General features: G+C 70.9%; 11 protein-coding genes and 1 tRNA gene. 9 read left to right on the forward strand and 3 right to left on the reverse strand.

Going from position 1 to position 16184, the window contains the following annotated elements; all coding sequences use genetic code 11:
- The first annotated feature begins 310 nt into the window (after positions 1–310).
- Both ACQEVY_RS24150 and ACQEVY_RS24155 read left to right on the forward strand, forming a co-directional pair.
- Positions 311–1762 carry a S1C family serine protease gene (locus tag ACQEVY_RS24150; RefSeq protein WP_432951563.1) on the forward strand — a complete coding sequence of 484 codons (1452 nt, stop codon included), beginning with the start codon at positions 311–313 and terminating at the stop codon, positions 1760–1762.
- 58 nt (positions 1763–1820) lie between these two features.
- Positions 1821–1907, forward strand: a tRNA-Ser gene (locus ACQEVY_RS24155).
- A gap of 137 nt (positions 1908–2044) precedes the next feature.
- Here the strand turns inward: ACQEVY_RS24155 and ACQEVY_RS24160 are convergent.
- Positions 2045–2914: a bifunctional DNA primase/polymerase gene (locus ACQEVY_RS24160; RefSeq protein WP_432951564.1), complete on the reverse strand. Its 870-nt coding sequence runs from the start codon at positions 2912–2914 to the stop codon at positions 2045–2047.
- A 169-nt stretch (positions 2915–3083) separates the two neighbouring features.
- Here ACQEVY_RS24160 and ACQEVY_RS24165 point away from each other — a divergent pair, with 169 nt between their 5' ends.
- The 7 genes from ACQEVY_RS24165 to ACQEVY_RS24195 all read left to right on the forward strand — a co-directional run bounded on the left by ACQEVY_RS24165 (position 3084) and on the right by ACQEVY_RS24195 (position 10838).
- Positions 3084–4247, forward strand: coding sequence for an acyl-CoA dehydrogenase family protein (locus tag ACQEVY_RS24165; protein WP_432951565.1), 1164 nt, complete (start codon positions 3084–3086; stop codon positions 4245–4247).
- Positions 4244–5263, forward strand: coding sequence for an OB-fold domain-containing protein (locus tag ACQEVY_RS24170; RefSeq protein ID WP_432951566.1), 1020 nt, complete (start codon positions 4244–4246; stop codon positions 5261–5263). The genes ACQEVY_RS24165 and ACQEVY_RS24170 overlap by 4 nt, the downstream gene beginning before the upstream one ends.
- 1 nt (position 5264) lies before the next feature.
- Positions 5265–6428, forward strand: coding sequence for an acyl-CoA dehydrogenase family protein (locus ACQEVY_RS24175; protein WP_432951567.1), 1164 nt, complete (start codon positions 5265–5267; stop codon positions 6426–6428).
- Positions 6429–6448: 20 nt separating this feature from the next.
- Entirely contained in the window at positions 6449–6931 is a 483-nt protein-coding gene (locus ACQEVY_RS24180; RefSeq protein WP_432955375.1) for a MaoC family dehydratase, read from the forward strand.
- Positions 6928–8100, forward strand: coding sequence for a lipid-transfer protein (locus ACQEVY_RS24185; RefSeq protein ID WP_432951568.1), 1173 nt, complete (start codon positions 6928–6930; stop codon positions 8098–8100). Before ACQEVY_RS24180 ends, ACQEVY_RS24185 begins: the two co-directional genes overlap by 4 nt.
- A gap of 269 nt (positions 8101–8369) precedes the next feature.
- A complete protein-coding gene (locus ACQEVY_RS24190; RefSeq protein WP_328770399.1) occupies positions 8370–8924 on the forward strand; it encodes a SigE family RNA polymerase sigma factor in 555 nt (184 codons plus the stop codon).
- 237 nt (positions 8925–9161) lie between these two features.
- Positions 9162–10838 carry a long-chain fatty acid--CoA ligase gene (locus tag ACQEVY_RS24195; protein WP_328770400.1) on the forward strand — a complete coding sequence of 559 codons (1677 nt, stop codon included), beginning with the start codon at positions 9162–9164 and terminating at the stop codon, positions 10836–10838.
- 115 nt (positions 10839–10953) lie between these two features.
- On the opposite strand, the gene ACQEVY_RS24200 is transcribed toward ACQEVY_RS24195, so the two are convergent.
- Positions 10954–15441 carry a PAS domain-containing protein gene (locus tag ACQEVY_RS24200; protein ID WP_432951569.1) on the reverse strand — a complete coding sequence of 1496 codons (4488 nt, stop codon included), beginning with the start codon at positions 15439–15441 and terminating at the stop codon, positions 10954–10956.
- A 240-nt stretch (positions 15442–15681) separates the two neighbouring features.
- On the reverse strand, positions 15682–16146 hold the full coding sequence (locus tag ACQEVY_RS24205; RefSeq protein ID WP_432951570.1) for an SSI family serine proteinase inhibitor: 465 nt from the start codon (positions 16144–16146) through the stop codon (positions 15682–15684).
- Positions 16147–16184: the final 38 nt, after the last annotated feature.

Genomic DNA, 16184 nt, shown 5'->3' on the forward strand with positions numbered 1-16184 from the left:
TGCGTCATGCTGCACGCGCGCGTGGGTACGCGCTAATGGCGGCGCCCCAGGGGCTGCGATGGTTATGTCGGACTGGTCCCATATAAAGAAGTGAGGGGCCGGGTCCTCAGGTACAAAAGAAGGTCCTGAAAGCTCCCGGACCCACAGGCACCGCTTATGGCGCCCTGACGTCCCGTGGGAAAAGCTGACGGCATACAAAGAAGTACCTGCACATCTGAATCTCACCGGATCGCGGACACGTCTACGCACCTATGAGTGAGCCGGACCGGGAGCGACCGGAAGAAGCAGCAGTGGATCGAGAGGAAGAGCTGTGAGCACCGAGAACGAGGGCAACAACGAGGGCAACGCGGTACCCCCCGCCCCGTCAGCCCCTCCCGTGCCGGTGGACGCTCCCGCTGCTTCCACGCATCCGGAGCACGGAGTTCCGCCGCGGCCGGGGGCCCATCGGGAATCTCAGGAGGGCGATCCGACGGCCGTACTGCCGCCGGTGCCCCCGGGGGCGCCCGACGGCACACATGCGGCCCATGGTGCGGAGCCGGGCGCCTGGCCCCCTCCGCCTCCGCCGGCCACGCCCGCGTATGCGAACGGAGGCTCGGGTGCCGGCTGGGGATCCACGTACCAGCAGCCCGCGCCCAAGTCCGGTGGCGGCCGTGGCGGCCTGATCGCCGCGGTCCTGGTGGCCGCGCTCGTCGCGGGCGGCGTGGGCGGCGGCATCGGCTACTGGGCGGCCGACAGCAACGACTCCTCCACGGGCTCGACGACGGTGTCCGCCTCGCAGAGCGGCGGCGACTTCAAGCGGGAGGCGGGGACGGTCGCGGCGATCGCCAACCAGGCGCTGCCCAGCACCGTCACCATCGAGGCGGAGAGCGGCGGCGGCGAGGGCGGCACCGGCACCGGCTTCGTCATGGACAAGCAGGGCCACATCCTCACCAACAACCACGTCGTGGCGGAGGCCGTCGACGGCGGCAAGCTCTCCGCGACCTTCCCCAACGGCAAGAAGTACGACGCCGAGGTGGTCGGCAACGCACAGGGCTACGACGTCGCGGTCATCCAGCTCAAGAACCCGCCCGAGGACCTCAAGCCGTTGCCGCTCGGCGACTCCGAGAAGGTGGCCGTCGGCGACTCGACGATCGCGATCGGCGCGCCCTTCGGCCTGTCCAACACGGTGACCACGGGCATCATCAGCGCCAAGAACCGCCCGGTGGCCTCCAGCGACGGCAGCTCCACCGGCAAGGCCTCGTACATGAGCGCCCTGCAGACCGACGCCTCGATCAACCCGGGCAACTCCGGCGGTCCGCTCCTGGACGCGAAGGGCTCGGTGATCGGCATCAACTCGGCCATCCAGTCCGCGAGCGGGGGCCTGGGCGGCACCGGTCAGTCCGGCTCCATCGGCCTGGGCTTCGCGATCCCGATCAACCAGGCGAAGAACGTCGCCCAGCAGCTGATCAGGACCGGCGAGCCGGTCTACCCGGTGATCGGCGCCTCGGTCTCTCTCCAGGAGGGCACCGGCGGCGCGAGGATCACCGAGGAGGGCGCGGGCGGCGCGGACGCGGTCGAGAAGGGCGGCCCCGCCGACAAGGCCGGTCTCAAGCCGGGCGACGTCATCACCAAGATCGACGACACCGCGATCGACAGCGGCCCCGCCCTCATCGGCGAAATCTGGACCCATCAGCCCGGCGACACCGTCACGCTCACATACACCCGCGACGGCAAGACCAACACGACCGAGGTCACTCTCGGCGAACGTGAGGGCGACAGCTGACCCACCACGACAGCCGACCGGTTAGTCTTGATCCCGCGCCGATCTCCGGTCGGCGCGGGGTGGGTTGCCCGAGCGGCCTAAGGGAACGGTCTTGAAAACCGTCGTGGCAGCGATGTCACCGTGGGTTCAAATCCCACACCCACCGCAGGTCAGAAGGGGCGCCACTCTCCGGAGTGGCGCCCTTTCCGCATGCACCCTGACTCGCCCGTGCCCCAGGTTTGGCCAGTACGTCTGGGTCATCTGTGGGCCAGCGCGGAGGTACGGGCTTGCCCCCGGCCTCCCTCACCCCTGCCGTCCCCCCACCAGCCGCCGAGCCGACCCCACCGTCGACCGGGCCTCCCGTTCCGAAAGGCCCACCTGGAGGGCCGCGGCCACCAGGGGTTCGACGAGTTCGTCGCCGATGCCGTTCTCGTACGCCCGGCAGGCTGCCCAGAAGAGGCGGGTGTTGCGTTGGCCCTCGTGGGCGGCGGCGACGAACTGGACCAGGCCCTGGCCGTGCCCGCCCGCTGAGGAGGGCGTGGGGTGGTGCGTTCGGGGTGGGGGCGTGAGTAGGCGCAGGAGGGCGCGTGGGCAGGGTGCGGGCGCCAGGTGGGACGTACCTGGAGCCGTGCTGTAGACGCCGTGCGCGGAGCGCGAGCCGGGTCCGACGAGGTAGCCGCCGGCGCCGCGGATGTCGATGCCGGGGGCGAGGCGGCCCGCGGAGTTGGGGACGACGACGTCGGGTGGGCCGGACAGCCACAGGTGGCGGCCGCCGCTGGGGGTTAGGACGACGACCGTCTCCGGGATCGTGAACAGGTGGCGCAGGGCGAGTTCGCGCAGGGCCGCCGAGGAGTCGGTGCCCGATTTGGTGTCGAGGTCGATGCCGATGAGGTGGTGTGGCTCAAGACCGCAGGCGATGCCGTAGCCGGTGGCCCGGGGGGCGGCGGCGAAGAGTTCGCGAATGCGTTCCGGATCGGTGGAGGCGTCGTACACACCGTGCCCGAAGCGACCGCACTCGCCGTGGCAGGGCGGCGCCGTCGGGTCGTCGCGGTGCGGGGAGCGGAGCGCCGGGAGCTTGGTTCGGGACAGCGGGATGACGGCCAGTCCGCGTTCGGCGGCTGACAGCGCGTGTGCAAGGGCCAGCGTCGTGGCCTGCCGGTCGATGGTGGCCATGACTCCATGTTCGTACGTATGTTCGAAAAAGGGAAGAGGGGGGTGGGCGTCCTGTGGGGGCGGTCGGGTCCCGGTTTCGGCGGGGTGGTTCCGGTGACCTTGACAGTGCCCAGAATCTGACGGACAGTCAGAAACCCTTGTTCGTACGAGGTCCGGGAGGGCCGTCGTCGTGCACCTCGCCCCCACCGAGCGCCAGCGACGGCTGCGCGCCGAACTCCGTACGTACTTCCGGGACCTGATGCCTGATGGGCCGCCGAGCGCCGCCGACTCGGGCCGGCAGCGGGCCCTGCTTCGGCGCATCGGTGCCGACGGGTGGTTGGGGCTGGGCTGGCCGGTGGCGTACGGGGGTCAAGGGCGCGGCGCCGATGAGCAGTTCGTGTTCTTCGACGAGGCCTACCGGGCGGGTGCGCCCGTTTCCATGGTCACGCTGAACACGGTCGGGCCGACGCTGATGAAGTACGGGACCGAGGAGCAGAAGGACTTCTTCCTGCCGCGGATTCTGCGCGGAGACCTCGTGTTCGCCATCGGGTACACGGAGCCGTCGGCCGGGACCGACCTGGCCTCGCTGCGGACGCGCGCCGTGCGCGACGGCGGGGACTGGATCGTCGACGGGCAGAAGATCTTCACCTCCAACGCGCAGAACGCCGACTGGATCTGGCTCGCCTGCCGCACCGACCCGGACGCGCCCAAGCACAAGGGCATCTCGATCCTGCTCGTGCCCACCGACGCCCCAGGATTCTCGTGGACGCCGATCGAGACGGTGGGCGGGCTGACCACGACGGCCACGTACTACGACGGGATCCGCGTTCCGGCGGGCAATCTCGTCGGCGAGGAGAACGGCGGCTGGGGCCTCATCACCAACCAGCTCAACCATGAGCGGGTCGCGCTCGCGGCGATCGGCATGCAGGCCGAGGACTTCTACGCCGCCGCGCTGACCGCGGCCCGTACGCCCGATCCGGTGACCGGACGGCGCAGAGTTGACGAGCCGTGGGTGCGATCGAGACTGGCCGAGGCGCATGCCCGGCTGGCGGCATCACGCCTGCTCAACTGGCGTTTGGTGGGGGATGTCGGGGCCGGTCGGCTGGCACCCGGCGATGCCAGCGGCGTGAAATTCGCGGGAACCGAATCGACGGTCGCGGTGTATCGAATGTGTCAGGAAATTGTGGGAGCGGACGGGCTGATCCGCTCCGGTTCGCCGGGTGTGTTCGAAGGCGGCGAGCTGGAGCGGATGAACAGAGCGGCGCAGATCAACACGTTCGGGGGCGGGGTGAGCGAGGTGCAGCGCGAGATCGTGGCGACGATGCGGCTCGGGATGACGAGGGGGCGGCGGTGAGCGAGGAGTCCGGCGGGGACCTCGACGCACGGCTGAAGGCGTACGAGGGGCGGGCGGCAGCGGTCGCGGGAGTGGGCAAAGACCTGGTCAACGAGCCGATGATCCGGCACTGGTGCGAGGCGATGGGAGACAGAAATCCGGCGTATGCGGGACCGGATGCCATAGCTCCGCCGACCATGCTCCAGGTGTGGACCATGGGGGGACTGTCCGGGCATACGGGCCGGTCGCGGGCGTACGAGGAACTGCTCGGTCTGCTCGACGGCGCCGGGTACACCTCCGTGGTCGCCACCGACTGCGAACAGGAGTATCTGCGGCCGCTCCGACCAGGGGAAGAGATCACCTTCGACTCGCTGATCGAATCGGTCTCCGCGTGCAAGACCACCAAGCTGGGCACGGGCTATTTCGTCACGACGCGGATGGATGTACGGGCAGGGGGGCGGCCGGCGGGGACACATCGCTTCCGGATCTTCAAGTACGCACCCGCGGTCCGGAAACCGAGGGATCCGGAGGCCGCGTCACCGGTCACCGAGATGCCGGCTTCGAAAGTGGCGCCACCGTCGACAGGAGCGACGGTTTCGGAGGCCCCGAAGGAGTCGCGGCCCCGGCGTCCCCGTCCTGTCGTCAACCGTGACACCGCCAGTTTCTGGGAAGGCGTGGCCCGGCACCGGCTGCTGATCCAGCGCTGCGACGGGTGCAAGGCAATGCGCTTCCCCTGGCTGCCGGGGTGCAACGCATGCGGGTCACTGGACTGGCACACGGTCGAGGCGAGCGGCGAGGGGACCGTGTACTCGTACGTCGTCATGCACCACCCGCCCTTCCCGGCTTTCGATCCTCCCTACGCGGTCGGGCTGATCGAACTCGCCGAGGGCGTGCGGATGATCAGCAACGTAGTGGGGGTGCCGCACGACGAGGTGCGCATCGGTATGCCGGTACGGCTCGAATTCGAGCGGGCGGACGAGGAGTTGGATCTGCCGGTCTTCCGTGCCGTCGCGGCCGTCGAGGGGAGCGGAGGCTGACATGGACTTCACACCCACCGAGGAGCAGGCGGCTGCCCGTGAGCTGGCCGCGCGGATCTTCGGCGACCTGTCCACGCCCGAGCGGCTCGCCGCCGCCGGGACGGGCAGTGATGCCGAGCTGTGGAAGGCGCTGTGCGAGGCCGGACTCGTGGCCGCCGTCGCGGACATAGGGCTCCTCGGGCTGGTGCTCCTGCTGGAGGAACAGGGGAGGACGACGGCCCAGGTGCCGTTCGCGGCGAGCTGTGTGTACGGGCTGTCGGCGGTGTCGGCACATGGTTCGGCGGAGCAACGGGAGCGCCTGCTGCCGGGCATCGGGGACGGGACGGTGGTGGTGAGCGGGGCGCTGCGCGACGCGGCCGTACGGGCCGACGGCTCCGGGGAGTTGACCGGCACCGTGGCCGCGGTGCCCTGGCTCCGCGACGCCACGCATGTCCTGGTCGCGGATGACGAGCGCAGCCTGTGGCTGGTGCGGACCGTGGACGCGGAGTGTGTCCCTGTCGAGCTGACGGCGCCCTGGTCGGCGGGGCGGTTGACTCTGGACGGCACTCCGGCGGAGCGGCTCGGCGACGGGGCGGGACGCGAGGGCGTGTACGGGAGCGGTGTGCGCCGGGACGGGGCGAGCGGTGGTGGGCCGTACGAGAACGGGGCGTCCAAGCGTGAGGTGAACGGTGCGGGGGCGAAGGGGAGCCGTGCGTACGACGACGTGCTCGCCACCGCGCGCACTGCCTTCGCGGGGCTGCAGGCCGGCGTGTGCGCGGGTTCGCTGGCCCGGGCGGTGGAGCACACCAACACCCGCGAGCAGTTCGGGCGGCCGCTCGCGGCCAAGCAAGGGGTCCAACTCAGGGCAGCGGACGCATACATGGACACGGAGTCGATACGGGTCACGGCGTACGAGGCGGCCTGGCGACGTGACGAAGGGCTGCAGTACGCCAGTCATGCGCTGACCGCCGCGTGGTGGGCCTCGGAGGCGGGACAGCGCGTGGTGCACACGGGCCAGCATCTGCACGGCGGCATGGGGGCCGACCTCGACCATCCCGTGCACCGGCACTTTCTGTGGGGGCGGCAGCTGGACGCGTATCTGGGATGCGGGAGCGAAGTGCTCCAGGAGCTGGGGGAGTTGATCGTGCGTGAAGAGGGCGACGGTGAGGGGGCGGGGGCGGCATGAGTGCCGGTGTCGGACAGGTGGTGCGGGTCGGTGATGAGCTGCCGCCGTTGGAGATCGAGATCACCCGCACGCTCATCGTCGCGGGGGCCATCGCGTCTCGCGACTACCAGGACGTGCACCACGACGCGGAGCTGGCACGGCAAAAGGGCTCGCCGGACATCTTCATGAACATCCTGACGACCAATGGCCTGGTCGGCCGCTACATCACGGACCACTTCGGTCCCACGGCCGTCCTCCGCAGAGTGGCGATCAGACTGGGAGCGCCCAACTACCCCGGCGACACCATGGTGTTGGCCGGCACAGTCGAGGAGGTAAAGGACGCAGAGGGAGCCGCGGACCTCGAGGGCGATGATGCCGCGGAGCGCGAGGGCGACGAGGGCGACGAGGCCGCGGGCAAGACCGTCACGGTGCGGGTGGTCGGGGCCAACGGCATCGGCAAGCACGTCACGGGGACGGTGACCCTGACGGTCCCGAGCGGCGCCGATGGGGTGGGCCGGTCATGAGCGTACGGACGAGGGACACGCTCGGCGGACGGGCGGCGGTCGTGGGGATCGGGGCCACCGAGTTCTCCAAGGACTCGGGGCGCAGTGAGCTGCGGCTGGCGGTGGAGGCGGTCCGGGCCGCGCTCGACGATGCGGGGCTCACGGCGGCCGATGTGGACGGGATGGTGACGTTCACGATGGACACCAGCCCGGAGATCACGGTTGCCCAAGCCGCCGGTATGGGGGAGCTGTCCTTCTTCTCGCGGATCCACTACGGCGGCGGGGCGGCCTGCGCGACCGTTCAGCAGGCCGCGCTCGCGGTGGCGACGGGAGTGGCCGAAGTCGTGGTCTGCTACCGGGCGTTCAACGAGCGGTCGGGACGGAGATTCGGCTCCGGGGTGCAGCGGCGGGAGCCTTCGGCCGAGGGCGCGGCGCTCGGCTGGAGTCTGCCGTTCGGGCTGCTCACGCCCGCCTCCTGGGTGGCGATGGCGGCGCAGCGTTACCTGTACACGTATGGGCTGACGGCAGAGGCGTTCGGGCAGGTCGCCGTCATGGACAGGAAGTATGCGGCGACCAATCCGGCGGCGTACTTCCACGGCAGACCGATCACGCTCGCCGACCATGCCGCCTCGCGTTGGATCGTCGAGCCGCTGCGCTTGCTGGACTGCTGCCAGGAGACCGACGGCGGTCAGGCCCTGATCGTCACCTCCGTGGAGCGGGCACGGGACCTGCCGCAGCCGCCGGCGGTGATCACGGCGGCGGCCCAGGGCGCCGGCCGGAGACAGGAGCAGATGACCAGCTTCTACCGGGACGATCTGACGGGGCTGCCGGAAATGGGCGTGGTGGCACGGCAGTTGTGGCGTACCTCCGGGCTGACGGCGGCCGACATGGATGTGGGGATTCTGTACGACCACTTCACACCGTTCGTGCTGATGCAGCTGGAGGAGTTCGGGTTCTGCAAGCCGGGTGAGGCGGCGGACTTCGTCGCTGAGGAGAGGCTGCCGCTGAACACACATGGGGGACAGCTCGGGGAGGCGTACCTGCACGGGATGAACGGAGTGGCGGAGGCGGTACGGCAGCTGCGCGGGACGTCCGTGAACCAGATACCCGAGGCCCGCCGGGTGCTGGTCACGGCGGGCACGGGGGTACCGACGTCCGGGCTGATCCTGGGGGCGGACGACGGAGGCTGAAGCGGATGACGGAGGCTGAATACGGGCGCGCGGCGGGCCGCTACTCACCAGGGCCCACACCCGGAGCCTCTTCGTACTCCATCGGGACCGCGCGGACCCCCGCACTACTCCTGTGGGATGCGTCTCTCAGGGGTGGACCCTCAGGGGTACGGGCCGTCGCCTCCACCTCCAGGAGGTGGAGCTGGCGCCACTCCTACAACCTGAGGCGGACAAGGCTTCAGGACCTCCGGCCGATCCGCTCGAGTAGGGGGCGATCCTAGCGTGGAGCCATGACCACACCCGTCTGCACCAGCGCTTCGAACGCCGCTACGCCAAGGGCTCAGACCCTCGCGTACCCGTCGTTCGCGTCGTACGTGAAGGCCCGCCAGCCCGTGCTGCTGCGTACCGCGCGCTCGCTGACCGCGAACCCCAGCGACGCCGAGGATCTGTTGCAGACCGCGCTGACCAAGACGTATGTCGCGTGGGAGCGGATCGAGGACCACCGGGCGCTCGACGGTTACGTCCGCCGGGCCCTGCTCAACACGCGGACGTCGCAGTGGCGGAAGCGGAAGGTCGACGAGTTCGCGTGCGAGGAGCTGCCTGAGCCCCAGGCACCGCCCGCCGGGGATCCGGCGGAGCAGCAGGCGCTTCACGACGCGATGTGGCGCGCGATCATGAGGTTGCCGGCGCGGCAGCGGGCGATGGTCGTCCTGCGGTACTACGAGGACCTGAGCGAGGTCCAGACGGCGGAGGTGCTCGGCGTCTCGGTGGGCACGGTCAAGTCGGCGGTGTCGCGCGCGCTCGGCAAGCTGCGCGAGGACCCGGAGCTGGGACCGGTTCGCTGACGCGTGCGGCATCGTTGCTCAGGATCGTTGTTCAGAGCTCCGCACCGGCCTCCCCGTATCGGCCTTGAGGCTTCGTCGTCGAACGCCCACGGGCTGAAGGCCCTCGGCCGCCTCACATAGCCCGCCTCGGCACAGAATCCCTGCACACGTACGTGATCGATCATCCCCGTACTAGTGACATACCGCGCGGTATGTGCGCACAATCAGGCCCAAACCTTTCATGCCACCGCGCAGGCAATGTCGCCCCGGGAGGACGCCGTGCAGAGCACGATGCAGGACGTACCGCTGCTGATCTCGAGAATCCTGACCCACGGGTCGACCATCCACGGATCGTCGCAGGTGATCACGTGGACCGGCGAGGGGGAGCCGCAGCGGCGGTCCTTCGCCGAGATCGGGGCACGGGCCGCCCGCCTCGCGCACGCCCTGCGAGAGCTCGGAGTCGAAGAGGGCCAGCCCACGGGCACCTTGATGTGGAACAACGCCGAGCACGTCGAGGCCTACTACGCGATCCCCTGCATGGGCGCGGTGCTGCACACGCTCAACCTCCGGCTGCCCCCGGAGCAGCTGGCCTGGATCGTGAACCACGCCGCCGACCGGGTGGTGATCGCCAACGGCTCGCTGCTGCCGCTGCTCGCACCGCTGCTGCCGCATCTGAAGTCGGTCGAGCATGTGATCGTCTCGGGTCCCGGCGACCGTTCGCTGCTGGACGGGGCGTCGGTCCAGGTGCACGAGTACGAGGAACTGATCGCGGACAAGCCGGAGACGTACGACTGGCCTGAGCTGGACGAACGCCAGGGTGCGGCCATGTGCTACACCTCCGGGACGACGGGTGACCCCAAGGGGGTCGTGTTCTCCCACCGTTCCGTCTATCTGCACTCCATGCAGATCAACATGGCGCAGTCCATGGGCCTCACCGACCAGGACACGTCCCTCGTCGTGGTCCCTCAGTTCCATGTGAACGCCTGGGGCGTGCCGCACGCGACGTTCATGACCGGTGTGAACATGCTGATGCCGGACCGTTTTCTCCAGCCGGGCCCGCTCGCCGAGATGATCGAGAGCGCGAAGCCGACGCACGCCGCAGCCGTCCCCACCATCTGGCAGGGGCTGCTCGGGGAGCTCAAGGCCAAGCCGCGGGACGTGAGTTCGCTGACGCAGGTCACCATCGGCGGCTCCGCCTGTCCGCCCTCCCTCATGAAGGCCTTCGACGAGTTGGGCATGCGCGTCTGCCACGCCTGGGGCATGACGGAGACCTCCCCGCTCGGTACCATCGCCCGGCCGCCGGCCCATGTGATTGGCACGGACGAGGAGTTCGCGTACCGCATCACGCAGGGCCGTTTCCCCACGAGCGTCGAGGCCCGGCTGACCGGCCCCGGCGGCGAGCGGCTGCCCTGGGACGGCGAGTCCGCGGGCGAGCTGGAGGTACGCGGTCCATGGATCGCGGGCGCCTACTACGGCGGCCATGGGGCCACCGAAGTCCTGCGCCCGGCCGACAAGTTCAGCGAGGACGGCTGGCTCAAGACCGGTGACGTCGGCACGATCAGCCCCGACGGCTTCCTGACCCTCACCGACCGCGCCAAGGACGTCATCAAGTCGGGAGGCGAGTGGATCTCGTCGGTGGAGCTGGAGAACGCGCTCATGGCCCACCCCGACGTCGCCGAGGCCGCCGTCGTCGCCGTCCCGGACGAGAAGTGGGGCGAACGCCCGCTCGCCACCGTCGTCCTCAAGGAGGGCGCCACCGCCGACTTCAACACCCTGCGCGCCTTCCTCGCCGAGGAGGGAAAGATCGCCAAGTGGCAGCTCCCCGAACGCTGGACGGTCATCGAGGCGGTGCCGAAGACGAGCGTCGGCAAGTTCGACAAGAAGGTGCTGCGCAAGCAGTACGCCGCCGGTGACCTGGACATCACGCAGATCTGACAGAGCTGACAGTTCTGGCGGCTATGGGCCGGAATGTGAGGCGGGGCGCTGTTTCACGTGAAACAGCGCCCCACCTCATACCTGCGAACTCTGCGAACTCGCCTATGCGAAACGATCAGTTTATGCCGATCCGTGCCAGCAGATCCACGATCCTGCTCTGCACCTCGCTGCTCGTCGAGCGTTCGGCGAGGAACAGGACCGTCTCCCCCGCGGCCAGGCGCGGGAGTTCGGACTGGTCGACGGCGGCGGTGTAGACGACGAGCGGGGTGCGGTTCAACTGACCGTTCGCGCGCAGCCAGTCGACGATTCCGGCACGGCGGCGGCGTACCTGCGTCAGGTCCATCACCACGAGGTTCGGCCGCATCTGCGCGGCCAGGGTGACGGCGTCCGCGTCGGACGACGCCCGGGCGACCTGCATCCCGCGCCGCTCCAGTGCCGAGGTCAGCGCCAGCGCGATCTCCGCGTGCTCCTCGATGAGCAGCACCCGCGGCGGATGCTGCTCACTGTCGCGGGGCGCCAGCGCCTTCAGGAGTACGGCAGGGTCGGCGCCGTATGCCGCCTCGCGCGTCGCCTGCCCGAGTCCCGCCGTCACGAGCACCGGAACCTCGGCGGCGACGGCGGCCGTACGCAGCGACTGGAGCGCCGTACGCGTGATGGGCCCGGTCAGCGGGTCGACGAACAGCGCGGCCGGGAACGCGGCGATCTGCGCGTCCACCTCCTCGCGCGAGTGCACGATCACCGGCCGGTAACCGCGGTCGCTCAGCGCCTGCTGGGTACCGACGTCCGGCGCGGGCCAGACCAGCAGCCGACGTGGGTTGTCCAGAGGCTCCGGGGGCAGCTCGTCGTCCATCGGCTGCGGCAGGGGCTGGTTCGCGACCTCGACCGCACCGCCGGGGCCGTCGAGCGGCTCGGGACCTTCGGCGGCGTTCTCGTCCGGGGCTCCTATGGCGTACGAGCGGCCGGGGCCCTCGGTTGCGTCGGCCGGCCGGGGGTCGGGCGCAGGTGCGCTTGGGGTCGGCTGGGGCTGCGGCGCTGTCTGCTGAGGGTGCGGGCGGGCCGCCATCTCGTGTTGTCCGGTGGCGGATTCCGGGACGGGGGCGGTCTCGGGGATGGCTTCGTTACGGGTGCCGAGCTTGCGGCGGCGGCCGGAGCCGTTGGTCGCGTGCGGAGGCGGCGTCTGGGCCTGGGCTTGGGGCTGAGCCTGAGGCTGGGCTTGCTGCTGAGGCTGAGCCGGGGGCTGCGGCGCGGGAGCCGCCAAGGGTGTGGGCTGGTTCGGCAGGGGCTGCTGGGCGTCGCTCATACGGCGACCGAACTCGACGCCCTGCCCGAGCGTGCGCACGCTGAAGGCGCGGCCCTGGGTGGAGTTCGGGTCCACGGGGGGCGCGGCGGCAATGGGCGCCGCGGGGGTCGGGGCTTCGGCGGGGAGGGGCTGGGCGGTGCGGGGCGCGTCCGCTTCTGCCGGAGCCGGAGCCGGAGCAGGGGCTTGGGCGGCGGGAGTTGCGCCCTGGGGAGCCGGAGCTTCGGTCGCGCCAGGCCAGGGCTGCGACTGGGACTGAGGGCTCGGAGCCGCCATGGGCTGAGGCTGAGGCTGGGGTTGCGGCTGAGGCTGGGGCTGGGCGTCCTGCGCGACGGCGGTGCCCTGAGGCGTCGTACCCGCAGCAGGGCCACCGCCCGCAGGTGTGGTCGCGGCAACGGCAGCAGCCTCCGCGGGAATCCCCTGCGGAGGTGCGCCCTGTGCCGGGACCATCGGCTGAGGCATGCCCTGCCCGGCGGCCTCCGGGACGATGACACTCTGGCCGGGAGCTCCCTGTTGCGGGACGCCTTGCGCGGCAACCGGCTGTCCGGGAGCACCCTGGGAAGCGTCACCCTGGGCGGGAACCCCCTGAGCGGGAGCGAGTTGTGCGGGAGCCTCCTGAGGCACTGCCTGAGCGGGCGCCATCTGTCCGGGAACACCTTGCCCCGCGCCCGTGGCGTCCCCCTGCCGAGCCCGCCGCCGCCCGGTAGGCGCCGACACCGGATGCGGCTGTGGCGGAGTGTGATCCTCGGCAGGATCGTGCAGGGCCGCATCATGACGACCATCGTCGGCCTGCGCGTAACCGACTTGCTGCTGACCGGCCTGCCCGTGACCGACCTGCTGCTGACCGTTCTGAACCTGACCGGTCTGCCCGTGACCAACCGGCACCTGACCAGTCTGCCCCTGGACGGGTTGCCCCTGGGCCGGCTGCTGAGCGGCATACCCGGGCCCACGGTCCGCCTCCGCCGGCGGCAGTGCGAACACCGAGCGCGGCTCCGCCTCCTGGGCGGCCTGGCGTTCGGCCGCCGCGGCCAGCGCACGCCGACGCCGCCCGGCCGGCCGGCCGGCTCCCTCACCGCCATGGCCCGACGGCAGTGCCGCCGGCAGCGCCTGCCGCTCACCGCCGATCTGCCGCGGACGCTGCCCCTCAGGCGCGGGCACGCCCTGCGGAGGCACCGTCGGCCCCAGCCCGGTTGCCGCGGCACCCGCGGCATGCTCGGCCGCGGTCACGACCGCACCCTCGGCAACCCCGCCGCCGCTCTCCGCGGGACTCGGCCGTCCCCGCCGCCGCCCGGTCCCACCGGACACCTGGGAACCCTCACCAGTCCCCTGCGCCGGAACGGGCACCTGCGCCAACTGCGACTCATCCGCCGTGGCCCGCCTGCGCCGCCGCCCGGTGGGCGCGGCCGCCCCGGTCTCCGCTCCCGTTCCTGCTCCCGCCCCCGTCTCGGCCGAGTGCGTGACCTCGCTCTCCAGGAAGGCGTCCACCGAGGACCGTCGAGCCCGCCGCCTCCCGCCACCGGCCTGCGCGGGGACCTGGTCGGGCAGCGCCACGGCCGAACCGGGCCCACCCTCCGGCGAAGCACCCGAGCCCGCAGCCGCATCCATACCAAGTTCCGGCACCGGAGCCTGAGGGGAAACCGCCCCGGCCCCGCCCCCGATGGGCACCTCGAGCACAAACGCACTGCCGCTCATCCCCGGTACCTCATGCGTCTGCAGCACTCCACCGTGCGCCCGCACGATCCCGCGCACGATCGGCTCATGCACCGGGTCTCCCCCGGCATACGGTCCGCGCACCTCGATCCGTACGACCTCGCCACGCTGGGCCGCCGCCACGACGACCGTGTTGTCCATATAGCCACCGGCCGAGACCGGGGCGTTGCCCGTCGAGTCGACGCCCGCGACGTCCGCGACGAGATGCGCGAGCGCGGTCGCGAGCCGCTGCGGGTCGACCTCTGCCTCGATGGGCGGCGCGTGCACGGCGAACTGCACACGCCCGGGCCCGATCAGCTCGACGGCTCCGTCGACACCGGCCGCCACGACGGCGTCGAGCATGACCTTCGTCCGTACGACGTTCTCGGCCCCGGCGTCGAGCCGCTGGAAACCGAGCACGTTGTCGATGAGCGTGGTGATCCGGGAGTAGCCGGCCGCGAGGTGGTGCAGTACCTGGTTGGCCTCGGGCCACAGCTGTCCGGCGTCGTCGGCGGCGAGGGCGGACAGGTCGCCGCGTAGCTGGTCGAGGGGGCCGCGCAGGGACTGCCCGAGCACGGCGAGCAGCTGCTCGTGCCGCGCGGCCAGCGCCTCGTACCGGTCCTTCTCCCGCTCGGCGAGCGCCGCGTACCGGTCGTCACCGGCGGCCAGCTCCTCCTCATGTGCCTCGCGCAGCCCGGCGAGTTCCCTGCCGTGCTCGTCCCGCAGCGCGTTCAGCGCCGCGGCATGCTCCTCGGCGGCCCGCGCGAGCTCCTCCCGATGCCGCTGAGCAGCCGCGTCCTTCTCTTCGACGAGGGCGTCGTACGCCCGCCGGTCCGTGAAGGTCAGCACCGCGCCGACGAGCTGGTCGCCATCCCGTACGGGCGCGGTCGTCAGATCTACGGGCACCTTGTCGCCGTTCTTGGACCACAGCACTTGCCCGCGCACCCGGTGCTTGCGCCCCGAGCGGAGGGTGTCGGCGAGCGGGGACTCCTCGTACGGGAAGGGGGTGCCGTCGGCGCGGGAGTGCAGCGTCAGCGGATGGAGTTCCTGCCCGCCCAGGTCGCTGGCCCGGAAGCCGAGAATCTGCGCGGCGGCCGGATTGACGAGGACGACGCGCCCCTCGGTGTCGGTCCCGACCACGCCCTCGGCGGCGGCCCGCAGAATCATCTCCGTCTGCCGTTGCGAACGCGCGAGTTCGGCCTCGGTGTCGACGGTGCCGGAGAGGTCGCGTACGACAAGCATCAGCAGCTCATCGCTGGTGTAGCCGGAACTGTCGTACGCCTGCTGGCCGTTCTCCAGATTCGCGCTCGTGACCTCGACCGGGAACTGGCTGCTGTCGGTGCGCCGGGCCATCATCCGCCGCGGCTTGGTCCGCCCGCGCGGGTCGATGCTGTCGGGCCGGCGCATCGATCCGGGGATCAGCCGGGAGTCGAACTCGGGCAGCAGATCGAGCAGTCCGCGACCGACCAGAGCCGTGCCCGGGGCCTCGAAGGTCTCAAGGGCGATGGTGTTGGCGTTGACGACGGTCCCATTGGCGTTGACCAGCAACAACGCATCGGGAAGCGCGTCCAGTATGGCTGCGAGGCGAGCAGCGCCTCGGGATGGCCTGCTGCTCACGAGACGCTTCCTCCCTGTTACCGCACCTTGCCGACCGCGGAGGCCATCTTGCCAACCGGTCCGCGACGTGTCACGCGAGGGAGTCTACGGGCAGAGGTTGCGCTCGCGACGCCGGATGAGAGGGAGGTCGCACGCAGAAGAGAAGTAGAGAAGACGCAGAAGCTGTGACCTCGTCCTTCTCCTTAGCCCTCCTTTTCAGCCTTTCTCCTCAGCCCTAGTCCTTCAGCAGGGAGCTGCTTCTCAGGAACCGAGCTCCGGAAGTACGGGCACCATGGCGTCCCATCGCGCGATCTCGCACCCGTTACCGCGCTCGTACGTGGCGTCGACGGGCCGCCCGGCCCACGTCCCCGTGACGCGAGCGGTGGCCGGACCGCCGTACTGCATCGTGCACATCCCCCCGGGCTCGACGGGCGCGAACGGGTCCTCACCCCAGCCCGTCCGTCTGTCCAGCCGCTCGCAGGCGCCCCCGGCGTCGGGATGACTGCCGCCCTCCGGATGACACTCCAGCTCGTACGTCCCGTCCAGCCCGTCCCCCGCGTCGCTGACCGTCACGGTGAGGCGGTCGCCCTCGGGGGCCGGCGGCGGCATATGGAGAAGCGGCGCAGGGGGAAGCGGTTCGGCGTACGCGGCCGGGGGCGCCGCCGCGAGTACGGCGAGGGAGGCGGTGGCGGAGGCGACTGCGGTGAGGGCGAGACGGCGGAACATGGGGGCTCCACGGGGTGCGGGGGGATGGTCGGTCTGTG

Source organism: Streptomyces sp. CA-288835 (assembly GCF_050936385.1).
Lineage (GTDB): Bacteria > Actinomycetota > Actinomycetes > Streptomycetales > Streptomycetaceae > Streptomyces.